We start from the raw sequence: 25214 nt of genomic DNA on the forward strand, positions 1-25214 counted from the left end.
GAGATCAAAATTAGGAGCAACAAAAAAATGGCGAAGGCTACATGGCCTATACATGGAGAAATTACTGGTCCGATCGTGATGATCGGTTTCGGGTCCATCGGACGGGGTACCCTGCCCCTCATCGAACGCCACTTCAAATTTGACAAGTCCCGCCTGGTTGTCATCGACCCGAGCGATGCAAACAAGAAATTACTGGACGAGCGCGGTATCCGCTACATTCAGGAAGCTGTCACCAAGGAAAATTACAAGACACTGCTCAAGCCACTTCTAACTGAAGGCGGCGGACAGGGCTTTTGTGTCAATCTTTCCGTAGACACGTCTTCTGTCGATATCATGCATCTGTGCCGGAAGGTCGGCGCGCTCTATATCGATACGGTTATCGAGCCATGGGCTGGCTTCTACTATGCAAGCGGCATCGACAATGCCGAGCGCACTAATTATGCGCTGCGCCAGACGCTGCTTGCCGAGAAGAAGAAAAATCCCGGCGGGCCAACTGCTGTTTCGTGCTGCGGTGCCAACCCGGGCATGGTCTCATGGTTCGTCAAGCGCGCAGTTCTTGATCTCGCCAAAGACCTCAAGATCGAACATACCGAACCCGAACGCGCAGATCGTCATGGCTGGGCCAAGCTGATGAAGCAGGTCGGTGTCAAAGGCATCCACATTGCCGAGCGCGACACGCAGCGCGCCAATGACCCGAAGCCTTTCGGCGTCTTCTGGAATACATGGTCGGTTGAAGGCTTCATTTCCGAAGGGCTGCAGCCTGCCGAACTTGGCTGGGGCACCCATGAAAAGTGGATGCCGAAGAATGCTCGCAAGCAGAAGAAGGGCAACAAGGCTGCCGTCTTCCTCGAACAGCCCGGCGCAGATACCCGCATCCGCACATGGTGCCCCACTGAGGGACCGCAGTTCGGCCTGCTGGTAACGCATAATGAATCCATTTCGATAGCCGATTTCTTCACGGTGTTTGATAAGAAGGGCAAGGCGAGCTACCGGCCGACATGCCATTACGCCTATCATCCATCGAATGTTGCGACCTTGTCGCTCGATGAAATGTTTGGCGCGGCAGGCCAGCCACAGACAACGCTCCATGTTCTCGATGAATCCGAAATTGTGGATGGTGCGGATGAATTGGGCGTGCTGCTCTATGGCCACGACAAGAATGCCTATTGGTATGGTTCGCAACTGACCATCGAGGAAGCCCGCAAGCTAGCTCCCTATCAGAATGCGACCGGCTTGCAGGTTTCTTCTGCTGTTTTGGCCGGCATGGTCTGGGCGCTGGAGAATCCTGAAGCAGGCATCGTCGAAACTGACGAAGTTGACTTCCGCCGTTGCCTTGAAGTGCAGACGCCTTACCTCGGACCGCTCAAAGGTCACTATACCGACTGGACACCGCTGGAAAACCGGCCGGGCCTGTTCAAGGAAGACATCGACACGAGTGATCCCTGGCAGTTCCGCAATATTCTGGTTCATTGATACCAGGACAAATAAAAATGAAAACGGCACCCCTTCGCGGGTGCCGTTTTCATTTGATGACCACTCCAGTCTACCACTAGATTGACAACATCAATATTTGTGCATATTTATATATAACAAAGTCTTTATATGATGGTGCACTCATGTCTTATTACGGCATCAATATCCTCAATGCAGGTTTGTTCGTTCTGGCAGCGATAGCGTTGCTCGGTTCTCCCGGTCCGGGCATTGCCGCACTGGTTGCGGTTGGACGTGAAAAGGGCTTTGCTCAAGGCATGAAGTTCTACACCGGGTTGCAAATAGGATTGGCGTTGGCAGCGGGGATAAGCGCGGTCGGCCTTTTGTTCATGGTGCAGCCGCTTGAGGGACTCATGACGGCGATGATGGTTTTGGCAACTGCCTACCTCGTCTATCTCGCCTATGCGATTGCCACCGCGCCTGTGGGTGAAAACGGTAAAGCCGCATCTCGGCTTGGAACGGGCGCAACCAGCGGTCTAATGCTCGGCATTACAAATCCAAAAGCCTACATCGCTTTCGTTTCACTGATGGCCGCCTATCCTATTGTCCGGTCGAATTCCTATGCGGACCTTACATTCAAGCTTCTGGCCTGCATTATAGTAATGATCGTCGTCGATATTCTTTGGCTTGGGCTGGGCGCCGCTCTGCACCGTGCAAGGCTTCAACCCAAAAGCGAGCGTGCGCTCAATATCGTCATGGGCGCAACAATCCTGATAACCGCTGCACTATCGTTCCTTTAAGATGCTCGACTACGCATCGTAACAAACAAAGGCGATCTTGTTACCGTCCGGGTCACGGATATAGGCGGCGTAGAAACCCGGTCCGTATTGAGGGCGGAGCCCCGGCTTGCCTTCGCTGCTGCCGCCATTCTGCACGGACAATGCATGCAGCCTGTCGATAGTCTCGGCATCATCGACACGAAAGGCAGTCATATTGCCATTGCCGACGCTTGCCGCTTTACCATCAAAAGGAAGTCCTACGAAAAAGCGGGCAACAGACTCATCCGCCTTGCTTCCCCATGAAATCACCACATCATCACTGTAGCAGCGTTCAAATCCTATCCCGGCCATGAGCGGATCGTAAAACTCCCCTGCCTGCAGGAGGTCCCTCGTTCCCACCATCGTATATCCGATCATTGCGCGACCTCTTGGCTGCTGGCGATTCTTGACAGATCATATTATTCAACTGCGATGGCTTCATAGCCGATTGTGAAATAAAATCGTCCGCTATTCAGGAACATGCAGCGCGCTTCACCATTTCATATGCAACGGACTGGTTAGGCGAAGCGGTTGCAACACCGGGAAATACACCGCCGTCATGCCTATCCATAAAACTTAAGTCTTGTTTTTGCTTGATTTTAGCGGCATCAATGACAGCAACTCATCGGGAGATCGTTTGGATGAAACGTTTATCACTTGGCCTCGGTTCAGCCGCATTGATCCTAACCCTTGCAGGTTGCATGAGCGGCCCGCCATCAGACGGTGGACCTATCCAGACGGTGCGCCCGACCGATGCGGTTCAGGGCCAATGGTTCGATACATCCGGCGTGGCGTTTTCGAATTTTAATGGCGGCGTATTCGAGACCCGCGCCAACGACACAAAGGAAAAGCTTGCCGAAGGCAATTACCGTTTTGTTTCAGCCAATCTGGTTGAAATTGATCTGCGTTCGCTTGCTCGCGGCACACAGTCCAAGGTCAATTGCGCACTCGTCAGCGGCGGCCAATTGAACTGCACATCCTCATCAGGACAACAATTCTCCCTGACACGCCGCTCTGCTTAAGACAATTGTATTGTGAGCGCTGGTGCAACCCGCGCTCACAAAATTCAATTGAGCATCTAAACCTTCGCCAATTCCCCTGCTGCCTCGTCAATCAGCCCCGCAACCTCCTTTGGCAGCGATGCCAACGAGGCATGGCTGGCATCAAGGGTAATAACCTTGCGCGCATTCAGGCGTGCCGACATGCGCTTCTGGTTTTCCGGCGCAATCATCCTGTCATTGCTGGAAATCTGATACCATGACGGCTTGTTCTTCCACGCGGGCACGGTGATCGCATCACCGAATGTGCTCGCCAAAGGCGCTTTCTGCGTAACGCCCATGACCAGACCTTCATCCTCATTCAAATCCTGACAGAAGCTCTCATGGAAAAGATCCGGCTTGACCCATAGATAGCCATCGCTGTCGGGAGCAAGATTTGCAGCGGCAAGTGGCGGATGCTCCTGCGTAATGCCGCCGGGGCTTTCCCCCGCATCCGGCGCAAAGGCGGCGATATAAACCAGACCTGCAACATTTGGCTGATTGCCCGCCTCAGTTATGACCGCACCGCCATAGGAATGCCCTACAAGCAGTACGGGCCCGCTTTGCTGCGCCACCATTTTACGCGTGCGCTCTGCATCATCCGCCAATGATGTCAGCGGCAGTTCGACAGCATGGATATTCGTATGCCCCTTGCGTGTAAGCTCAACAATAACCTTGTTCCAATGGGCAGCGCCGCCCCAGAACCCATGAACCAGAACAATTGTGGGTTTTTCACTCATGACCAATCTCCCTTTGTGTAATGAACACGTAATCTTTTAAACGAACACTGCCTCGCTCTAACGTTGATGAGCATATTTTCCCCTCTTGCATCGCTTGCAAAGTGATGAAACCATGCTTTGTCACAGGCATGTAAAAGTGCTCTGCCAACCCTATTGCCAGTACCACATTTAATTAAAACGGAGCAGGTCATGTCCAGAACTTTCGGCAAGCTTTTCCTAGCTGCCTCCGCCCTTAGCATCAGTGCAGGCACAGCGATGGCCGACTATACACTCAATATTCTGCACATTAATGACCAGCACTCGCGCATTGAAGCGATCAACAAATTTGATTCCACCTGCACCCCGGAAGAAACCACCAAGAACGAGTGTTTTGGCGGCATTGCACGTGTAAAAGCCAAGATCGACGAGCGCCGCGCCGCGCTGTCCAAGGATGGCGGCAATGTCATCGTGCTTGATGCGGGCGATGAATTTCAAGGTTCCCTGTTTTACACAACCTACAAGGGCGACGACACCGCGGAGTTCGTGAACGCCATCGGTTTCGATGCAATGGCGCTCGGCAATCATGAGTTCGACGGCGGCCCGGAAGTGCTGGGTAAATTCCTCGACAAGGTCAAAATCCCGGTCATTTCCAGCAACACGCAGGCAGACGCCGAACCTCTTATCGCCGGCAAGTTCAAACCTTACCTGATCAAGGAAATCGGCGGCCAGAAAATCGGCATTATCTCGGCGTTGACGACTGATACCGCCGAAATCTCCACCCCCGGACCGACGGTCAAATTTGCCGATGAAATTGAGACGCTGACAAAGCTTGTCGCGACGTTGAAAGCCGAGGGCGTCAACAAAATCATTGCACTCAACCACACCGGCTACTTCGAAGATGAAGAAATCGCCGCCAAGGTCGATGGTATCGACGTGATCGTGGGTGGTCACAGTCACACACTGCTGTCCAGCACCGATCCTGATGCCGGCGGTCCTTACCCGACCTTGATCAAGAATCCTTCCGGCCGCGAAGTGCCGATCGTTCAGGCCAAAGCCTATTCAAAATATCTTGGCGAGTTGAAGGTCACCTTCGACGATGAAGGCAATGTTACTGCAAGTTCCGGTGCGCCGATCCTGCTTGATTCTTCTGTCACGCCCGACGCAGCCATTGCTGCCCGCGTCGCAGAGCTGGCCAAGCCGATCGAAGAGCTGAAAGCCCGCAAGGTTGCCGATACGGCAGGCGAGATCGATGGTTCGCGGGAAGTGTGCCGCATTGGCGAGTGCAGTATGGGCAATCTCGTAGCCGATGCGATGCTCGACCGCGTCAAGGCACAGGGCGTCACCATCGCGATCATCAATGGCGGCGGGTTGCGTGCCTCCATTGATGCCGGTGAAGTAACAATGGGCGAAGTTCTAACGGTTTTGCCGTTCCAGAATACGCTTGCAACATTCCAGTTGCGTGGTTCCGATGTTGTCGCTGCACTGGAAAATGGTGCAAGCCAGATCGAAAAGATTGCAGGCCGTTTTTCGCAGGTCGCAGGACTGAAATATACTTTCGATATTTCCAAACCTGTTGGCAGCCGCGTTTCCAATGTTGAGGTCATGCAAGGCGATAGCTGGAAGCCAATTGATACTGGGGCAACCTATGGTGTTGTTTCCAACAACTACATGCGCGCGGGTGGTGACGGCTATAAGGTCTTCGCAACCAACGGTGTCAATGCCTATGACTACGGCCCCGGTCTGGAAGAAGTTCTTGCCGACTACCTGCAAAAGAACAATCCCTATAAGCCTGTCATGGACGGACGCATCACTTCGGCAAGCCCGATCGCTGTTCCCGTTCCTTCAGAAACAACCACGCCCGCGCCTCCTGCTCCACCTGCAACGGCCGCACCTGCTGCCGATGCCGCCAAGCCTGCCGATGCGGCAGCGCCCGCTACAACACCGAGTTCTTATACGATCAAGGCCGGCGACAATTTCTGGGATATTTCCGAACAGGTCTATGGCGATGGCTTTTCATGGAAGAAGCTTTCCGAGGCCAATCCGGAAATGCGGATCATGAAGCTGCCAATCGGTGCTGAAATGAAGGTTCCTGCGAAGTAGTTTTTGCAGTCTAAAGCACTGCCTTATCTCCCCCCTTGTGGGGGAGAAAGTGATTTCAGCATCTTAGCTCTTGCTAAGTGCTAGAAATCACAAGAGAGGGGATGAGCTTTAATGAACGCCCCCTCACTTGGATTTTCCAAGGATTTAGCAAAGAGGCTAAACCCAGGAAAACCCTTTCTCTCCCACAAGGGGAGAGATAATCGGCATGAACCGATTGGTACTCTACGCTTTCGCACTTAGAACTGCAGCGGAAACCCGCACATTGCGCATCAGCAGATAATGAACAGCACCACCCGCTACAGCACCCAGCAACCAGCCCCAGTCACCGCCATTTGGGAAATATTGCAGAGCACCCAGCACCGATAGTCCAATCGACAGCACGCTTGCAAAAGCCAGCGCCAGAAGAGCGCGGCTATTCCAGCCCCGCTCGAAGTAGAGCGATCCCTCCGGTGACATCGTGTAGAGATCTTCCAGCACCACATTCTGCTTCTTCACCAGATAATAATCGGCAATCATAATGCCGAATATCGGCCCGAGAACAGCGCCGAATATGCTGACAAAGATGGTGATAGCTTGCGGGCTCGACACGAAAAGCCAAGGGCAGACAAGCACCGAAAGGATGGATGTGATCAGCCCGCCCATGCGGAAGTTGATCTTTTCAGGAAACAGATTGGCAATATCATAGGCTGGCGAGACGAAGTTTGCGACAATGTTTATGCCCATGGTCGCCACGATAAACGTAATTGATCCAAGCACCACCACCCATGGATTATTGATGCGCTCGACAATGGCCACGGGATCAAGAATGGCCTCGCCGAATACCTGCACCGTCCCTGCGGTCACAATAACCACTATGATTGCGAAAACGATGAAATTGACCGGAAGCCCCAGGAAGTTGCCGATCTTCATGGCTTTCTCATCGCGGGAGAAGCGCGAGAAATCGCCGAAATTCAGCAGTAATGCCGCAAAATAAGCAACAATCAGCATGGAAGCATTCGCCATATGCGACAGCGAAGAACCTTCCGCCGGAGGAGCAAGTTGCAGCGACAGGCTGGAAAAGCCGGTCTGTGACAAAATCCAGATGGCCAGCGCAAACATGACCACATAGACCACGGGTCCGCAGAAATCGATGAATTTGCGGATTGATTCCATGCCGCGCAGGAAGATCAGCAGCTGGAATACCCACATGAAAAGGAAACTCAGCCAGCCAAGCGTCGACAGCCCGAATATGTCATTGCGCGTCAGTTCAACAGTGCTTGGCACAAGCGTGATTGCCAGTGCCTGCACCGCCTTGGAGGCAAAATAGGTTTGTACGCCGTACCAGACGATACCGACAATGCCGCGCAGAACTGCAGCAAGATTTGCGCCCATTACGCCGAACGACATGCGCGCAACCACCGGAAACGGCACACCATATTTCAGCGAAGGTCTGCCAATCAGGTTCATCAGAAAATAGACCACCGTGATACCGACAATCATGGAGATCAGAACTTCCCAACCCGTCAAACCCAAAAAGAACAAGCTAGCAGCGAATGTGTAACCACCGACCGAGTGAACGTCAGACATCCACATGGCAAAAAGGCTGAACGCACCCCATGTCCTGCCCTCCGGAGCCGTTGGAGCAAGATCGGCGCTGTAAAGCTGGGGATGAGCGCCCGTAACAACGAGTACGGGCGGCGTTGCATGCTGGTGGCTGGACATGACGATCATTTCCTTTGAATGATGAATGCAGACAACTGATTAAACGCAAATTCCATGCCAAATGATAGCATGGTCATTCGCTGGCAAATTGAGTTTTTCCGCAGTCCAATTGCTCTAAAACGGCATTCGAACTGCACGTGAAAGCGGCTTGTTGCCCGAAAATGAAACAGGGCCCACACAGCCCATATCGAGGTCCCTTGGACAATTCGACCATGCCCCATTGAACCATTTTATCTTGATCTTCGTACTCAACATGCGGCCTTTAGCACCCTTGCAATAATGCCGATGGTCACTAATTTCCGGCGGCAGAAGCGGAGTATGAATTATGGCAATGTCTGGCGAGGCGATGGTGGCGGTTAAAAAACCACAGGACCATCCGCACATTGAAACGTCGAAAATCGGCGTTCTGCTCGTCAATCTCGGTACACCGGACGGGACAGACAAAACTTCCATGCGACGCTACCTCAGGGAATTCCTATCAGACAAGCGTGTCATCGAATGGCCCCGCGCCATATGGCTTCCCGTGCTTTACGGTATCGTGCTCAATACACGGCCAAAAAAATCCGGTGCCCTTTACGACAAGATCTGGAATCGGGAACGTAACGAGTCGCCATTGCGCACTTACACCCGCGCTCAGGGCGAAAAGCTCGGTGCGGCGCTGGCCGGGCATCCGGAAATCGTCGTCGATTGGGGCATGCGCTATGGTCAGCCATCCATCGAACAGGCGCTGGAGAGACTGGACAAGGCAGGCTGCAAACGGATTGTGATGTTCCCGCTCTATCCGCAATATTCGGCAACGACGACCGCCACGGTCAACGACAAATTTTTCGAAGCGCTGATAAAGATGCGCTATATGCCCGCGACCCGCACGGTACCCTCTTATCAGGATGAGGCCGTCTATATCGACGCCTTGGCGACCTCCATCGAGAAGCATTATGCAACGCTGGATTTCGAGCCAGAGCTACTTGTTGCTTCCTATCACGGGATTCCGCAAAGCTATTTCAAACGTGGCGATCCTTATCCCTGCCACTGCTGGAAAACCACCCGCCTGCTCCGCGAGCGTCTTGGCTGGGCGGAAGACAAGCTGATTACCTGCTTCCAGTCGCGTTTCGGCCCGGAAGAATGGATGCAGCCTTATACGGACAAGACGCTGGAAAAACTGGCCAAAGAAGGCGTGAAATCCGTAGCGGTTTTCAATCCCGGGTTTGTTTCCGACTGCCTTGAAACGCTTGAGGAAATTGCCGGTGAAGGCGAGGAAATCTTCCACGAGCACGGCGGTGTGAACTTCACCCATGTCCCTTGCCTCAACGATAGCGCCGAAGGCATGCAGGTCATCGAACAGCTCGTCCGCCGCGAATTGCAGGGCTGGGTCTGATACTAAAGTTTCGATTGGAGTGTCGGCGATTTTATCCTACCATCATTACCGATGAGATTGGACTCGAGACATGGCTGAAAAGTTAAGCATTACTTTGCCATCAGATATGGTGGACGCTCTTAAAAGCCGCGTGAGAGATGGTTTTTATACCTCGACCAGCGATGCCTTACGGCAGGCAGTGGTGCTCCTGTTGAAACATGAAGACGAGCAGCCCGACAATCTTGCCGAGATACGCGCAAGAATCCAGCGATCGATCAACGATCCCAGACCAGCGTTAAATGGTAAGCAGATGCGGCAACATCTTGATACGCTCTACGCAAAACATGGGACAACCAAATAATCCATGCAGCAACTCCCCGTCTATTATTTGCGGGAAGCCTTGTCAGATATCGAGAACATTTTCGCATACGTTCTGAAACAGAGCCAAAGCGCAGTCGTTGCAATCCGTTTCGTCGAACGCATTTACAATCGCTGTGAAAAAATTGGCAATGCACCATCCGGAGGCGTTAAGCGGGATGATCTTGCACAAGGCATTCGTCTGGTACCCTTTGAAAAGACCGCGGTAATTCTTTATCGGATTGAAAATCAAACCGTGCAGATAACCAATATTTTTGCCGGTGGCAGAGACTATGCCGCAATTCTCAGGCATAAGGAAAATGACGATCCGGTCTGACAGACCATTACGGGGGAAATATTATGAGCGGTTTTGATTTCACGATACCAGTGCTGGTCATTCTGGTACTGGCGATTCTGTTTGCGGGCGTGAAAACCGTGCCTCAAGGTTATAATTATACCATTGAGCGCTTTGGCAAATACACCCGCACATTGTCGCCGGGCCTGAGCCTCATTGTTCCCTTCTTTGACCGTATCGGCGCAAAGCTCAACATGATGGAGCAGGTTCTTGCTGTTCCGACACAGGAAGTCATCACCAAGGACAATGCCAACATTGCCGTGGATGGCATCGCCTTCTATCAGATTCTCAATGCCCCGCAGGCCGCCTATCAGGTCAGCGGGTTGCAAAACGCTATTTTGAACCTCACCATGACCAATATCCGTACCGTCATGGGTTCCATGGTTCTCGACGAACTTCTGTCCAACCGCGATACGATCAATGACCGCCTGTTGCGGGTTGTCGATGAAGCGGCGCATTCATGGGGCATCAAGATGACCCGCGTCGAAATCAAGGACATCAACCCGCCAAAGGACCTGCTCGACTCCATGGGTCGCCAGATGAAGGCCGAACGTGACAAGCGCGCCGTGGTTCTTGAAGCGGAAGGCACCCGCGCTGCACAGATCTTGCGTGCGGAAGGTTTGAAGCAGGCACAGATTCTGGAAGCGGAAGGCAAGCGCGAAGCCTCCTATCGCGAAGCCGAGGGTCGCGAGCGTCTGGCCGAAGCAGAAGCCAAGGCAACTGAAATGGTCTCCGCCGCCATCACCAGCGGCAATGTTCAGGCCCTGAATTACTTTGTGGCGCAGAAATATACCGAAGCCTTTGGTAAATTCGCGTCGAGCCCTAACCAAAAGATCATCATGATGCCGATGGAAGCGTCAGCTCTCGTCGGCTCGCTCGGCGGTATCGGTGCCATTGCCAAGGAGGTCTTCGGCGATAATGCGCCAGCGGCACCGGCAAGTCCCACTACAACGGCTGCACGCGGACGTACTGTTCCGGGCACGGGTGGGACGAACTCCTAAAGGAAGGGTTCAGTATGTTGGAGCGACTTGTTACAGAACTCGGTGCGTGGAACTGGATGGTGCTCGGCCTTATCCTCATGATACTTGAGGTGGCAGCGCCCGGCATTTTTTTCCTCTGGTTTGGCATTGCCGCACTGATCGTTGGTGGTCTGGTTATTCTTTTTGGTGAGGCTTTCGCTATCAGCTGGCAGGTTCAGGTCATCCTGTTTCTGGTCCTGTCATTGATCGCGGTTTTCATTGGCCGCAAGCTTGTCGGCGCTACCGATGCGGAGTCCGACGAGCCTTTGCTCAACAGACGCGGCGAGCAACTCATCGGCCAGATCGTGACGCTGGAAGAAGCGACAGTGAATGGCCGTGGCCGTGCCAGAATTGGTGACAGCCTCTGGCGCGTGACGGGGCCTGACCTTGCAGCCGGAACACCCGTGAAAATCACCGGCATCGATCAGGGAACGCTGCAGGTGGAGGCAGTTTAGAGGTACTTCCGAGGAGGAACCAGCTTTAATCTCCACTCTCTCCGTCATCAGCTCTGTTGAAGATGGAGAGGGTGAATGCATTAAGATTGTTAGGCAGCACCGATGCGCAGGAGATCGTGGAAGTGCACAATACCGACCGGATAATTATCCTCGGTCACGATGAGCGCGCCGATATTATGATCGTTGAGCAGTGCCAGCGCCGCGCTGGCGAGCATTGTCGGCGGCACGGTTTTCGGATTGCGCGTCATGATCTCTTCGACAGTCATTGTCACGAGACTGCGGTGCAGGTTACGCGAAAGATCGCCATCGGTGATGATGCCGGCCAGCGTTCCATCGGCGTTGCCAACTGCAATACAACCGAAGCGCTTATCAGACAAAACCTTCATCGCGTCCGGGATCAGGGTGCCAAGCGGCACGAGCGGAATCTGATCGTCGCGGTGCATGATTTCGCGCACATGTGTTAGGGCCGCACCCAGCGAGCCACCGGGGTGGTACGTCTTGAAATCAACGGCAGTAAAGCCGCGTGCTTCCAGCAGCGCCACGGCAATGGCATCGCCCATCGCCAGCTGCATCAGTGTTGATGTAGTCGGCGCTAGACCGTGCGGACATGCCTCCGTGACGCGTGGCATGAGGATCACGACATCCGCAGCCGTTGCGAGTGCTGATTTTTCGCCCGCCGTCACCGCGATGAGTGGAATGCGGAAACGCCGCGAATAGCTGACAATGCCTTTAAGTTCAGCAGTGTCGCCAGACCAGGACAGTGCCAGAATGGCATCGTCGACGGCAATCATGCCGAGGTCACCATGATTGGCTTCTGATGGATGCACGAAGAATGCCGGCGTACCCGTGGAAGCAAATGTTGCCGCGATCTTGGCGCCGACATGGCCGCTCTTACCGACGCCGGTTACGATGATGCGGCCTTTGATTGCCGCGATCTTTTCAATCGCCCGGCAGAACGCATCAGCCATCGGCCCTTCAAGCGCCGCGCTTAGCGCAACCAGCCCGTCTTGTTCGGTTGCAATTGTCCGTTTTGCGGATTCAACCGCTGCGGACCTGTCCAGTTTTGTGTCATTTATCGCCTGCATGGGCAAACCGTTAGCGCTTCCGCTGGCCTCTGTCCAATTTTTGTTGATCCGGCTTGTTCAAATCTGCGTCGGTTATGTGCAAAAGCTACGGGTCTTATCAAGTCATTAACCATGCTTCTTTACCATCGCTCAAGGTTCGAACCTTGTGGCAAATCTATTGACTCAACCGCCAAAACAACGCGTAGAAGCGCGCCGAAATGGCCGTAGCTTCCGATCTGCAATCAACGCCTGCATGATGTCAGCGTTGCTCGGCAGTACCGTATTGGCGTTTTGCAGCCCCGCATCCGCGCAGCAAACAGTCCTTCCTGACAACTCTCAGTTGCGCGGCCCCATTCAGGAAAACGCCCCACCACCGGCGCAAAACAACCGCAATACGCGGCCCACTGATTCGCAGACAACCCAAGACCAGACATCATCGCCGACCAATAATTTCGGTATCCCATCACGCCCTTATGAACCAGTCAGCCCGGGTGCACTGCCTGCGGACGATGACAGTTCAAATCTGGGCAGGCTTGGTGTACCCGCCAATGATGGCAGCCCGCCGAGCGGCCCGTCAGATAATAGTGGCGGGCTTAATCCACCTCCGTCCGTAGAAGAAACTGTCGTTCCAGTCCCTGTGGAGCGGGTTCCGACGCCTGCGCCACGCCCGGGCGTAACCGACGCGGCCACAGCGGATGCGGACACCAATGCCGATCGCGATCCCGCCACGCTTTACGAGACCGGCGCAATCGAACAAAGCCAGGAAGGCAATCCGCCGGAGAGGCGCACCGACAAGGATAACATGCCGGTTTCGGCGATTGAGCGGCGCACGCCGCGTCTTGATCCGGAACCCTTTGCGCCACTTGGTATCCGCGCTGGCACGGTCACATTGCGCCCCTCGATCAGTCAGGGTCTGCGCGCAACGACCAATGCCGACAACAGCTCGGACGGCAAATCTGCCGTCCTGTCGGAAACCCGTCTGCGTGCCCGCGCCACGACGGATTGGTCCCGGCACTCCGCCTGGATGGATTTTGACGGCACCTATGACAAGACCATTTCCGGCGAGGAATATTCCGCGCCCAATATCGGCCTCCGTGCTGGTTTTCAGTTGGATTTGGGCGCACGCACAACCGTGACCGGTGAAGCTGGTTATCGTTACCGGCAGGAAGACCCGAGCGCCCCGACCACCATTCAAGGCACCTCAAACCGCCCAGGCGTGCAGGAGCTTGATGGAAGCCTCGGCGTCCGGCATGAGTTCGGCAAATTCTTCGGCGATCTCAAAGGAAAGGTGAACCGCACGACCTATGGTAACGCCGAAATAGGCAACACCACCATCAGCCAGAAAGACCGCGACAACACTTTTGCCAGCATTGCCTTGCGAGGCGGTTTTGAAATGTCTCCGGCAATAAAACCCTTCGCCGAGGTCGAAATCGGCAAACTGATCTATGACGAGAAAACTGATTTCAGCGGCTATCGCCGTTCCGGCCTTCGCACTGCCTTGCGCGGTGGCGTCGAGATTGATTTCGGGGAAAAAATGTCCGGTGAGTTTGCCCTTGGCTATTTGCGGCAGGGCATTGACGATGACCGGCTGCAGGCAGTTGAAGGTCTAAGCGCCGATGCGGCAATCAAATGGTCGCCGCAGCGTGGAACCGATGTTGATATCGGTCTGCTGACCCGTGTTGAGGGCGCCACCACGCCGGGGGAAAGCGGCTCCGTCTACTATGAAGGCACAGTTGGCATCAAGCGTCAGGTCCGGGCCAATCTCGACCTTAACGCAAAGCTGATCGCATCTTTGCGTGATAACAAGGACGATACCGGGCTGGACAAGGGCTTTGGTGCGGAAATCGGCGCGACATACTGGTTCAACCGTTTTGTCGGGCTGGATGTCAGCGCCCGCCACCAGCTGGTCCGCAGCGATGTGGACTCACGCAATACTGATGAAACCAGCATCTATGTCGGTGTGACATTGCAACGTTGAGCCAAGTTTTTTGAGTTGAGGGAGCAAAAAAGGTCGATGCCGATTATCTCTCCCCTTGTGGGAGAGAAAGGATTTTCTTGGTTTTAGCCTCTTTGCTAAAACCTTAGAAAATCCAAGTGAGGGGATTCATTTGCCTGACTGCGCATTACCCCCTCTCTTGCGATTTCTAGCACTTAGCAAGAGCTAAGATGCTGAAATCACGTTCTCCCCCACAAGGGGGGAGATAGGGTGGCACCGAAATCCGTAAAACAGATCACTGGCCCTTTGGCTTGATCGTCTTCAGCATGTTGCCGATATTGTCGAACACACCATTGCGGATATCTTCGCGCCACAGTGCAAAGGCCACATTGGCTTCGACAAAACCTTCTTTGGAGCCGGTGTCATAGGTGCGGCCCTTGAAGTGGTAACCGAAGAAATCCTGTTCCTTGGTCAGTTTCAGCATGGCATCGGTGAGCTGGATTTCATTGCCCGCGCCGCGTTCCTGATTTTCCAGAATACCGAATATCTCCGGCTGCAAAATATAGCGGCCATTGATGTAAAGATTTGAAGGTGCCGTGCCTTTGGCAGGCTTCTCTACCATTTCCGTTAGCTCAAAACCCTTGCCGACAGGTTTGCCCTGTCCGACAATGCCGTATTTGTGCGTCTCGGCAGGATCACATTCCTGCACGGCCACGACATTGCCGCCGGACTGATTGTAAAGTTCCACCATATCGGCAAGGCAGCCATTTTTCTCCGGCTGCATGATCATGTCCGGCAGTAGCAGCGCAAACGGCTCATCGCCGACGATATCGCGCGCGCACCAGACGGCGTGGCCAAGCCCCATAGGCACCTGCTGGCGGGTAAAGCTTGTGGTACCCGGGCGGGGCTGAATGCTCTGCAACTCTTCCAGCAACGCGGTTTTGCCGCGCTCTGTCAGCGAGGAATAAAGCTCATACTGCGCATCGAAATAATCTTCGATGACCGCCTTGTTGCGTCCCGTTACGAAAATGAAGTGTTCGATGCCGGCTTCGCGCGCTTCGTCAACCACATATTGGATGACCGGCTTGTCGACAACGGTCAGCATTTCCTTGGGAATGGATTTCGTGGCAGGAAGAACGCGGGTTCCAAAACCCGCAACTGGAAAGACGGCCTTGCGAATTTTCTTCAGTGTCGTCATCAGTACCTCGTTTAGTGTTGTATGCGATAACTTAGTTAAACCGGTAATTGTCGCCGTGAACTCACAAAAGCCGCAGTAACAATTCAAATTTTGATATAATTTCCAAATACCGATTCCGGTTTTTGGTTGCGTGGTAGACAATCTGGCCTCAAAGAACGAAAATGCACAGGCCTGTAAAATAAATATTCTTTGCTGATGTTAATGTGGGCATTGGAATAGGCATGGTAAACTAATTCCTAACTTTGGCATGCAAATATTATCGTCTGAACCTGTGGAAACACATTCGAGGGCATAACATGATTGAAGTTTCGTCGGCATTATCCAAACGTCTATATATGATTGCGGCAGCGGCAGGCCTTGCGCTGTCACTGAACGTCAACAATGCCTCCGCCGATGCAAAGTTCCAGAACTGGATCGCTGAATTCCGGGCTACTGCGATGGCTAGCGGCATTTCCGCAGCAACCTACAAGCGCGCTTTTGCTGGTGTCACCGAAATCGATCCTGAAGTGCTGGAAAAAGCCAAGTTCCAGCCGGAATTCACTGCACCTGTCTGGGACTATATCGACAATCGCGTCAATGAAAACTCGGTCGCGACCGGCCGCGAAATGGCAAAGAAATATAGCCGCTGGCTCGGCGCCATCGAAAAATCCTTTGGTGTTGACCGCAATATTCTTCTGGCCATCTGGTCGATGGAAACCAACTACGGCGAGATCATGAAACGCGATGACGTGATGCGCGATGCTGTCCGATCGCTCGCTACCCTCGCCTATGCCGATCCACGCCGCGGAAAGTTTGGCCGCACCCAGCTGATTGCCGCCATGAAAATCCTGCAGACGGGCGATATAGACCGCAGCCATTTGACAGGTTCATGGGCGGGTGCACTCGGCCATACCCAGTTTATTCCCACCAGCTATCTTGCCTATGCCGTCGATATGGATGGCAATGGCAAGCGCGACATCTGGAATTCCATACCTGACGCCTTGGCAACAGCTGCCAATCTTCTGCGCAAGAATGGCTGGCAATCCGGGCAGACATGGGGATACGAGGTTGTTCTGCCCGCCGGGCGCAAGTTCCCTGCCGGTTCAAAGTCAATCGCAGAATGGCAGAGCCTCGGCGTGGTTCGCGCCAATGGCAAGGCGTTCCCGAACGGCAGCATAAAGGCAACGCTCAAGGTGCCGGATGGACGTCAGGGACCTTCATTCCTGATGACCAAAAATTTCTTCGTTCTGAAGAACTACAACAATGCCGATAAATATGCGCTTGGTGTGGGCCTGTTGGCCGACCAGATTGCCGGTTCAACCGGGCTGCGTCAGGATTGGAACCGCCCCTTCACGCCAATCACAATGAAGGAGCGTGAAGAACTTCAACATCATTTGACCGAACTCGGCTATTATGACGGCAAGGTCGATGGCAAGATCGGCAGCGGCTCGCGCAATGCGATTCAGGCTTTCCAGACCCGCATGGGCATGGACCCTGATGGGCATCCGAGCAAGGAAGTGCTGACGATCCTTCGCAAGAAGTAGAGCTAGGAGTAGAATGGACAAACGAAAGACGCCGGTCGCTTCCATGCGTTTCCTTGTCGTGTCCATTGTCCTCACAGCGGGCGGCAGCATGGTTTTCACCGAAACCGCGGCTGCCCGAACTTTGCTCGACATGCTTATGGGACGGCGCGAGATTTATCGCGAAGATACGGATCGCCTGATTGACGATGGCAGGCGACCGCGGCCACAACCCCGAAACCGCGCCACCAAACCTGCACGCCCGAAAACTGCTCCGGCCGGAACACCTGCGACCGGACCTGCGGCAGCAGTTTCAACGGAGGCCGCAATACCCGCCAAACTTGCCGACGCAAAAACTGTGCTGGTGGTTGGTGATTTCATGGCCAGTGGTTTGGCAGAGGGACTTGATGCGGCGTTTATCGATAGCCCCGGTGTTCGCGTTATCGATAAAGCCGATGGCTCTTCCGGATTTGTTCGTGACGACCATCTGAATTGGCCAGCGACTATCGGCAGCATGATCGAAACGGAAAAGCCTTCGGTCGTTGTTATCATGGCAGGGGCGAATGATCGTCAGCCATTCAGCGGCGTTCAGTCTGAGGCCAAGGGCAAGCCGTTGCTGGGCGATGAATGGTCTAAAGAATATCAGGCACGGCTTGGCGCATTTCTTGATGCTGTCAAGAAAACCGGCCAGCCTGTGGTTTGGGTCGGGCAACCGGCATTCAAAACCAAAAGCATGACCAATGATGTGCTGGCATTCAACGAGCTTTACCGCAATGCTGCTGAAAAAGCCGATGGTACTTTTGTCGATGTGTGGGATGGCTTTGTTGACCAAAGCGGCACCTTCACCCTGACGGGTTTTGACATGTCCGGGCAAACCGCGCGCTTGCGCAATAATGATGGTATCGGGCTGACCAGCGCTGGCAAACGCAAGCTTGCCTTTTATGTCGAAAAGCCGCTGCGTCAATTGCTTGGTACGGCAACAGCACCCAATATCGCCGCTATCAAGCCGGGTGCCCCGGTGCAGGCTTTGCCGGAAATTCCTTCAGGGCCGATCAAGGTCGACCGTCTTGCGCCAATCAGCCTTAGCGATCCGGAACTGGATGGCGGGACCGATCTGCTCGGCGCGCCTACCCGTCCCATAGCGGCGTCGGAAAAATCTGCGCGGGACCTGCTTGTCAATCAGGGCGTTGCACCCGCAAGCCAGCCCGGTAGGACAAATGATTTTACATGGCCGAAGCCTGCAAAGTAAACGCGCCAGATTACGAACTGCTACGTGACTGCAGATTATACGCGTTTTCCAACGCGAAAAGAGGGCGGCTGATTCTGGTAACAACCCGGTTGCGAGTATACCGTAATAAATCCTGCGCTTTCTCAATCTTTGATTGCTGATCTGATATTTACAATCAGTAGACGCATTTCTGTGTCCACTGACGAGTATGCAACCATAGCAAGCGCATCAACCAAAAAAATTGCGCCTGAAAAGCGTGGGCTTCGTGAAGCCCGTAAAAGAACACCAATCTCGACAGCATTGAATGGGATTATGCCCGTTCCAGAGCAAAATCCCTTTACTTGAGAGCAAAATGGTCGAATTGGGGAGCAAATTAGCAACTACCGCGCGCAATTTGGTTGTGCGCGGTAGAGATTGTTATCGCGGTAGGACAGTCGTGCCCATCAGGGCCGCATCAATTGCCGCTGCCGCCTGACGTCCTTCACGGATGGCCCAGACGACCAGTGATTGGCCGCGCCTTACGTCGCCAGCGGTGAAAAGCTTGTCGACACTTGTGCGATATTCCACTTCATCGGCTACAACCGAACGGTTGCCGCGGCGATCGGCCTTCATTTCAAGAGAGCCGGAAAGCTCTTTCACAATTCCGTCTTCAAAGGGACCGGAAAAGCCGATTGCGATGAAGGCGAGATCGGCCTTGATGAAGAATTCTGTTCCGGCGATAGGCTTGCGTGCCTCGTCCACTTCGCAACATTTCACGTGGGTAAGCTCGCCATTTTCTCCAATGAATTCAAGGGTTGCCACCTGAAATTCCCGCGAAGCGCCTTCGGCTTGCGATGACGATGTGCGCATTTTTGTCGCCCAGTAAGGCCAGACGCTAAGCTTGTCTTCCTTCTCGGGCGGCTGCGGGCGGATGTCCAGCTGGGTCACTTTTACCGCGCCCTGACGGAACGCGGTGCCCACACAGTCGGAGGCCGTATCACCACCACCAACAACCACAACGTGCTTCCCGGACGCGACAATTGAGTCGCTCTTCCAGGCAACGGATTCAATGTTTTCGCGGCCAACGCGGCGGTTCTGCTGGACCAGATAATGCATGGCGTCATGGACACCCTCAAACTCCGCACCCGGTATACCAGCCGGGCGGGGTGTCTCTGCGCCACCGCAATACAACACAGCATCATAGCTATCGATAAGCTCTTGAATTGGCTTATCAATTCCGACATTTACACCACAGAAAAACGTAACACCTTCGCCTTCCATCTGGCTGATGCGACGGTCGATGAAGTGCTTTTCCATCTTGAAATCCGGAATGCCATAACGCAACAATCCACCCGGCTTACTCTCGCGTTCGTATATGTGAACCTCGTGTCCGGCGCGTCCAAGTTGCTGCGCGGCCGCCATTCCTGCCGGTCCTGAACCGATGACCGCAACATTCTTTCCAGTCTTCGAAGCTGCTGGCTGCGGAATGATAAATCCGGTTTCATAGGCCTTGTCGGCAATAGCCTGCTCGACGGTCTTGATTGAAACCGGCACGTCTTCAAGGTTCAGCGTACAGGCTTCTTCGCAAGGCGCAGGACAGATTCTCCCTGTAAATTCAGGGAAATTATTGGTGGAGTGCAGGTTCCGGATCGCCTCATCCCAATTGTCATTATAGACGAGATCGTTCCAGTCCGGGATCTGATTGTGCACCGGGCAACCTGTTGGTCCATGGCAAAACGGAATACCGCAATCCATGCAGCGAGCCGCCTGCTTTTTGACCTCACCATCGGTCATGGGAATAGTGAATTCCCTGAAGTGGCGAATACGATCCGATGCCGGCTGATACTTGCCAACCTGCCGGTCTATCTCAAGAAAACCTGTAACCTTACCCATAAACTGCTCCCCTCGCCTCTCGGAGGGCCACCCATATCGATTTAAATCGATGGGCAGCATTGGACCTTGGCCGAGCATCGTAACGACGCTCGAAGCCAAGGCATTGAAATTATTCGGCTGCGACACCCATACGCATACGCTCCATGTCTTCGAGCGCGCGTCGGTATTCCACCGGCATGACTTTCACGAATTTCGGCCTGAAGGTTTCCCAATTATCGAGAATTTCCTTCGCCCGGCCAGAACCCGTATAATGCATATGGTTTGAAATCAGTTGAACCAGACGCTCTTCATCATGCCGTGTCATGTTCGCTGAGACATCGACCCGGCCCTTGTGTGCAAGATCACCACCGTGGTGATGCAGCTTTTCAAGGATGTCGTCCTCTTCAGGGACCGGCTCGAGCTCCACCATTGCCATGTTGCATCGCTGGGCAAAATCACCAGCTTCATCAAGCACATAGGCAACACCGCCGGACATACCCGCCGCGAAGTTGCGACCGGTTTGGCCGATGACCACCACGACGCCGCCGGTCATGTACTCGCAACCGTGATCGCCCGTACCTTCGACAACGGCAATCGCACCCGAGTTACGCACAGCGAAACGTTCGCCTGCAACACCGCGGAAATAGGCCTCGCCTTCGATAGCTCCATAAAGCACCGTGTTACCGACAATAATCGAGTCTTCCGGCACAATTTTCGTGTTTTCCGGCGGTCGAATGACGATACGCCCGCCGCAAAGACCCTTGCCAACATAGTCGTTGCCATCACCGATCAGCTCAAAGGAAATTCCCCTCGCCAAAAATGCAGCGAAGGACTGCCCGGCCGTTCCGGTGAACTTTACCGAAATCGTATCTTCCTTCAGGCCCTTGTGCCGGAAACGCTTGGCAACTTCGCCCGAAAGCATGGCACCTGCAGAACGATCAACATTCTTGATGTCCATTTCGATCTTCACAGGAATCCGGTTTTCCAGTGCGGGAAGAGCCTGTTCAATCAGCTTACGATCGAGAACATCGAAGATCGGATGGTTTTGACGCTCCGTCCAACGGGTCTTTTCCTCAGACGCTTCCGGCTTGTGGAATATACGGCTGAAATCAAGGCCCTTAGCTTTCCAGTGGTCAATCATCTCACGCTTTTCAAGAAGTTCGGCTTTGCCAACTATCTCTTCAAATCGCGTATAGCCCATTTCCGCAAGGAACTGCCGAACCTCTTCCGCCATATAGAAGAAGAAGTTGATCACATGCTCAGGGGTGCCTTTGAAACGCTTGCGCAGAACAGGATCCTGCGTAGCGACACCAACAGGACAGGTGTTCAGGTGACACTTGCGCATCATGATGCAGCCAGCCGCAATCAACGGGGCAGTAGAGAAACCGAACTCGTCTGCGCCCAGCAACGCACCGACAATCACGTCACGCCCCGTCCGCAAGCCGCCGTCCACCTGCAAGGCAATGCGTGAACGAAGACCGTTGAGAACCAGCGTTTGCTGAGTTTCTGCAAGTCCCATCTCCCACGGGCTGCCCGCATGCTTGAGCGATGTCAGCGGCGAAGCTCCCGTTCCACCGTCATAGCCGGAAATGGTGATGTGATCGGCGCGCGCCTTGGCTACGCCAGCAGCAACTGTGCCAACGCCAACCTCAGATACCAGCTTGACCGACACATCCGCTTCGGGATTGACGTTTTTCAGATCGTAGATCAGCTGCGCCAGATCTTCGATCGAATAAATGTCATGGTGCGGCGGCGGAGATATAAGACCGACACCCGGGGTCGAATGCCGGGTCTTGGCAACTGTAGCATCAACCTTGTGACCTGGAAGCTGACCACCTTCACCAGGCTTTGCTCCTTGAGCAACCTTGATCTGCATCATGTCAGAATTGACAAGATACTCCGTCGTCACGCCAAAGCGTCCGGATGCCACCTGCTTGATTGCAGAGCGTTCCGGGTTTGGCTTGCCATCCGGCAAAGGATAGAACCGGTCCGGCTCCTCGCCACCCTCACCTGTGTTGGACTTTCCGCCAATGCGGTTCATCGCAACAGCCAGTGTTGTATGGGCTTCGCGGCTGATAGAGCCGAACGACATCGCGCCTGTAGAAAACCGCTTTACGATCTCCTTGGCGGGCTCGACATCATCTATAGAAACTGGCTTGCGCCCGGTCTCCGCAGCCATCTTGATGTTAAACAGACCGCGAATGGTCTTTGCCCGAGCTGACTGGCTGTTCACCAGATCAGAATATTCCTTGAACGTGCTCGCTGACTCGGTGCGCACAGCATGCTGCAGCTTTGCAACCGCATCCGGCGACCAGAGATGCGCTTCGCCGCGCATGCGATATGCATATTCGCCACCAACTTCGAGCGTGTTCAACAATACAGGGTCATTGCCGAAAGCATCGCGGTGACGGCGAATGGTTTCTTCTGCGATTTCTTCGAGCCCGACACCTTCGATCATGGTAGCGGTGCCGAAGAAGAACCGATCTACGAATTCCGATTGCAGCCCGACGGCATCAAAAATCTGCGCACCGCAATAGGACTGATAGGTCGAGATGCCCATCTTCGACATGACCTTCAGGATGCCCTTGCCGATGGACTTTATATACCGCGATACAATTTCCTTCGAATCCACTTCCGGCGGGAATTCGCCGCGCTTATGCATGTCGAGCAGCGTATCAAATGCCAGATATGGGTTGATTGCTTCCGCACCATAACCTGCAAGACAGCAGAAATGATGCACTTCGCGTGGCTCGCCCGATTCAACCACCAAGCCGACCGAGGTGCGCAAACCTTTACGGATAAGGTGATGGTGGACGGCCGCTGTTGCGAGCAGCGCGGGAATCGGAATGCGATCCGGACCAACCTGCCGGTCTGACAGGATGATGATGTTATATCCACCATGAACTGCCGCTTCGGCACGGTCGCAAAGTCGTTCCACAGCGCCAGCCATACCGGCTGCACCTTCTTCAACAGCGTAAGCTGTATCAAGTGTCTTCGTGTCGAAGCGATCTTCGGTGTGGCCGATAGAGCGGATCTTTTCCAGATCGCCATTGGTCAGAATAGGCTGTCGTACTTCCAGCCGTTTGCGGCGAGAAGTTCCAACAAGATCGAACAGGTTCGGACGCGGACCAATGAATGAAACAAGGCTCATCACCAACTCTTCGCGGATCGGATCAATCGGTGGATTCGTGACCTGTGCGAAGTTCTGCTTGAAATATGTATAAAGCATCTTCGACTTGTCAGACATGGCCGAGATCGGCGTGTCCGTACCCATCGAGCCAATGGCTTCCTGACCCGTTGTCGCCATGGGCGACATCAGAATGCGCGTGTCTTCCTGCGTGTAACCGAACGCCTGTTGGCGATCGAGAAGGCTGACATCCTTGCGAAGAGCACGCGGCTCGACCGGGTTCAGTTCTTCCAGGATCAGCTGCGTATTCTTGAGCCACTGCTTGTAGGGGTGACGATTGGCTATCTCGGACTTGATTGTATCATCCGAAACAATCTCGCCTTTTTCCATATCGATGAGCAGCATGCGACCGGGCTGCAAGCGCCACTTCTTGACGATCTTTTCTTCAGGCACGGGCAGCACACCGGCTTCCGATGCCATGATGACGAAATCATCGTCAGTGACCAGATAGCGTGCAGGGCGCAGGCCATTACGGTCCAGCGTCGCGCCGATTTGCCGGCCATCTGTAAATGCGACAGCTGCCGGACCATCCCATGGCTCCATAAGAGCTGCGTGATATTCGTAGAACGCCTTGCGGTCATCAGCGATCAGTTTGTTGCCGGCCCATGCCTCCGGGATGAGCATCATCATCGCATGGGCAAGCGAATACCCACCCTGAAACAGGAATTCCAACGCATTGTCGAAACAGGCCGTATCGGACTGCCCCTCATAGGAAATCGGCCAGAGCTTGGAAATGTCGTTCCCAAAAAACTCGGAGTCAACGGAAGCCTGCCGGGCAGCCATCCAGTTCACGTTGCCGCGCAATGTGTTGATTTCGCCGTTATGCGCGACCATGCGGTATGGGTGCGCAAGCTTCCAGGACGGAAACGTGTTTGTCGAAAAGCGCTGGTGAACGAGCGCCACCGCACTGACAAAACGCGGGTCCTTCAAATCCTTGTAATAGGCACCAACCTGATAGGCCAGAAACATACCTTTATAGACAATCGTCCGGGCAGACATGGAGACCACATAAAAGTCACTCTCCCTATCGCCGTTCTCTTTATAGATACGGTTGGAGATCACCTTGCGGAGGACGAAAAGACGACCTTCGAAGTCTTCGTTGGATTCAATGCTGGGGTTACGCCCTATGAATACCTGACGATGGAAGGGCTCGGTCGCAGCAATATGCGGAGCCTTTGACAACGAGGAGTTGTCAACTGGCACATCACGAAAGCCGATCAGCGTCTGGCCTTCTGAAGCAATAACTTCAGCGACTACCTGCTCAATGTGAGCACGCTCTTCGGGATCCTGCGGCATAAAGAAATAGCCAACAGCATATTGGTTGACCGCGGGAAGCTCGACCCCCTTTTCGGCCCATTCAGCGCGGAAAAACGCATCTGGAATCTGCACGAGCATACCAGCACCATCGCCCATCAGCGGATCAGCACCTACGGCGCCGCGATGAGTGAGGTTTTCGAGCATGAAAAGCCCGTCTTCGATGATCTTGCGGGACTTTTCGCCCTTCATATGCGCAACAAAGCCCACACCGCAGGCGTCATGTTCGTTACGAGGATCGTAGAGCCCTTGGGCTTTAGGAAAACCTGACAATTTATTGGTTTTGACCGCACGATTCTGTACGGCCTGAGCTAGTTCAGTCGTTACAGATGGCGTCAAATCCGACATCGTCAATTCCTCCATTTAAGCCCTCGCAGGGCGGTCTTGTGTCCAGGGACGGGAATAGCATAATTCACGCCCGGCTTCATGCGGCATATCTTCCGATTGTAGATTGCAGGCACCTCAAGAAAGACAGAAGCCAAGCTTTCTGCCTTCAATTTTTAGTTTCCGCAAATAGGACAGTATTGCTGTCGTATTAGCGTATGCCAGAATAATTCCAAACAAACAAGATGGAAAAGCAAAAAATAACAC

At 53.9% G+C, this 25214-nt stretch carries 19 protein-coding genes; 12 read left to right on the top strand and 7 right to left on the bottom strand.

Annotated elements, in window-relative coordinates; all coding sequences use genetic code 11:
- Nucleotides 1–27 precede the first annotated feature (27 nt).
- Together PMI41_RS10800 and PMI41_RS10805 are read left to right on the top strand one after the other, a co-directional pair.
- Nucleotides 28–1473: a homospermidine synthase gene (locus PMI41_RS10800; protein WP_008124631.1), complete on the top strand. Its 1446-nt coding sequence runs from the start codon at nt 28–30 to the stop codon at nt 1471–1473.
- Between the two features lie 143 nt (nt 1474–1616).
- Nucleotides 1617–2231, top strand: a complete 615-nt coding sequence (locus PMI41_RS10805) for a LysE family transporter (RefSeq protein ID WP_008124632.1) — start codon at nt 1617–1619, stop codon at nt 2229–2231.
- A 9-nt stretch (nt 2232–2240) separates the two neighbouring features.
- Here the strand turns inward: PMI41_RS10805 and PMI41_RS10810 are convergent, their stop codons facing one another.
- Entirely contained in the window at nt 2241–2627 is a 387-nt protein-coding gene (locus PMI41_RS10810; protein WP_008124633.1) for a VOC family protein, read from the bottom strand.
- 263 nt (nt 2628–2890) lie between these two features.
- Here PMI41_RS10810 and PMI41_RS10815 point away from each other — a divergent pair, with 263 nt between their 5' ends.
- Nucleotides 2891–3271, top strand: a complete 381-nt coding sequence (locus tag PMI41_RS10815; RefSeq protein ID WP_008124634.1) for a hypothetical protein — start codon at nt 2891–2893, stop codon at nt 3269–3271.
- A 56-nt stretch (nt 3272–3327) separates the two neighbouring features.
- Here the strand turns inward: PMI41_RS10815 and PMI41_RS10820 are convergent, their stop codons facing one another.
- A complete protein-coding gene (locus PMI41_RS10820; RefSeq protein WP_008124635.1) occupies nt 3328–4026 on the bottom strand; it encodes an alpha/beta hydrolase in 699 nt (232 codons plus the stop codon).
- Nucleotides 4027–4215: 189 nt separating this feature from the next.
- On the opposite strand from PMI41_RS10820, the gene PMI41_RS10825 reads away from it, so the two are divergent.
- Entirely contained in the window at nt 4216–6105 is a 1890-nt protein-coding gene (locus PMI41_RS10825) for a bifunctional metallophosphatase/5'-nucleotidase (RefSeq protein ID WP_008124636.1), read from the top strand.
- 222 nt (nt 6106–6327) lie between these two features.
- Here the strand turns inward: PMI41_RS10825 and PMI41_RS10830 are convergent, their stop codons facing one another.
- Nucleotides 6328–7806 carry an NCS1 family nucleobase:cation symporter-1 gene (locus PMI41_RS10830; protein WP_008124637.1) on the bottom strand — a complete coding sequence of 493 codons (1479 nt, stop codon included), beginning with the start codon at nt 7804–7806 and terminating at the stop codon, nt 6328–6330.
- A 346-nt stretch (nt 7807–8152) separates the two neighbouring features.
- Here PMI41_RS10830 and hemH point away from each other — a divergent pair, with 346 nt between their 5' ends.
- The 5 genes from hemH (at nt 8153) to PMI41_RS10855 (ending at nt 11346) form a co-directional block, all read left to right on the top strand.
- Entirely contained in the window at nt 8153–9181 is a 1029-nt protein-coding gene (gene hemH / locus PMI41_RS10835) for a ferrochelatase (RefSeq protein WP_040854527.1), read from the top strand.
- A 70-nt stretch (nt 9182–9251) separates the two neighbouring features.
- The gene (locus PMI41_RS10840; protein ID WP_008124639.1) at nt 9252–9521 is read left to right on the top strand and encodes a ribbon-helix-helix domain-containing protein; all 270 of its coding nucleotides are present in this window, start codon (nt 9252–9254) and stop codon (nt 9519–9521) included.
- A 3-nt stretch (nt 9522–9524) separates the two neighbouring features.
- Nucleotides 9525–9854: a type II toxin-antitoxin system RelE/ParE family toxin gene (locus PMI41_RS10845; protein ID WP_008124641.1), complete on the top strand. Its 330-nt coding sequence runs from the start codon at nt 9525–9527 to the stop codon at nt 9852–9854.
- Between the two features lie 23 nt (nt 9855–9877).
- Entirely contained in the window at nt 9878–10873 is a 996-nt protein-coding gene (locus tag PMI41_RS10850; protein WP_008124643.1) for an SPFH domain-containing protein, read from the top strand.
- Between the two features lie 14 nt (nt 10874–10887).
- Complete coding sequence (locus tag PMI41_RS10855) at nt 10888–11346, top strand: NfeD family protein (RefSeq protein WP_008124645.1); 459 nt, start codon at nt 10888–10890, stop codon at nt 11344–11346.
- A gap of 89 nt (nt 11347–11435) precedes the next feature.
- Here PMI41_RS10855 and PMI41_RS10860 read toward each other — a convergent pair whose 3' ends face one another.
- The gene (locus PMI41_RS10860) at nt 11436–12431 is read right to left on the bottom strand and encodes a KpsF/GutQ family sugar-phosphate isomerase (RefSeq protein WP_008124648.1); all 996 of its coding nucleotides are present in this window, start codon (nt 12429–12431) and stop codon (nt 11436–11438) included.
- A gap of 157 nt (nt 12432–12588) precedes the next feature.
- Here PMI41_RS10860 and PMI41_RS10865 point away from each other — a divergent pair, with 157 nt between their 5' ends.
- Nucleotides 12589–14388 (top strand): outer membrane beta-barrel protein, encoded by a 1800-nt coding sequence (locus PMI41_RS10865; protein ID WP_157179353.1) that lies wholly within the window; start codon nt 12589–12591, stop codon nt 14386–14388.
- Between the two features lie 253 nt (nt 14389–14641).
- Here the strand turns inward: PMI41_RS10865 and galU are convergent, their stop codons facing one another.
- Nucleotides 14642–15544, bottom strand: a complete 903-nt coding sequence (galU, locus tag PMI41_RS10870; RefSeq protein ID WP_008124652.1) for a UTP--glucose-1-phosphate uridylyltransferase GalU — start codon at nt 15542–15544, stop codon at nt 14642–14644.
- A gap of 296 nt (nt 15545–15840) precedes the next feature.
- Between galU and PMI41_RS10875 the strand changes: the two genes are divergently transcribed.
- Nucleotides 15841–17067: a lytic murein transglycosylase gene (locus tag PMI41_RS10875; RefSeq protein WP_008124654.1), complete on the top strand. Its 1227-nt coding sequence runs from the start codon at nt 15841–15843 to the stop codon at nt 17065–17067.
- Between the two features lie 13 nt (nt 17068–17080).
- On the top strand, nt 17081–18292 hold the full coding sequence (locus PMI41_RS10880; RefSeq protein ID WP_008124656.1) for a DUF459 domain-containing protein: 1212 nt from the start codon (nt 17081–17083) through the stop codon (nt 18290–18292).
- 396 nt (nt 18293–18688) lie between these two features.
- Here the strand turns inward: PMI41_RS10880 and PMI41_RS10885 are convergent, their stop codons facing one another.
- Both PMI41_RS10885 and gltB read right to left on the bottom strand, forming a co-directional pair.
- A complete protein-coding gene (locus PMI41_RS10885; protein ID WP_008124659.1) occupies nt 18689–20143 on the bottom strand; it encodes a glutamate synthase subunit beta in 1455 nt (484 codons plus the stop codon).
- A 109-nt stretch (nt 20144–20252) separates the two neighbouring features.
- Nucleotides 20253–24971, bottom strand: a complete 4719-nt coding sequence (gene gltB, locus PMI41_RS10890) for a glutamate synthase large subunit (RefSeq protein WP_008124660.1) — start codon at nt 24969–24971, stop codon at nt 20253–20255.
- Nucleotides 24972–25214: the final 243 nt, after the last annotated feature.

The sequence above is a fragment of the Phyllobacterium sp. YR531 genome (genome assembly GCF_000282595.1).
GTDB lineage: Bacteria > Pseudomonadota > Alphaproteobacteria > Rhizobiales > Rhizobiaceae > Phyllobacterium.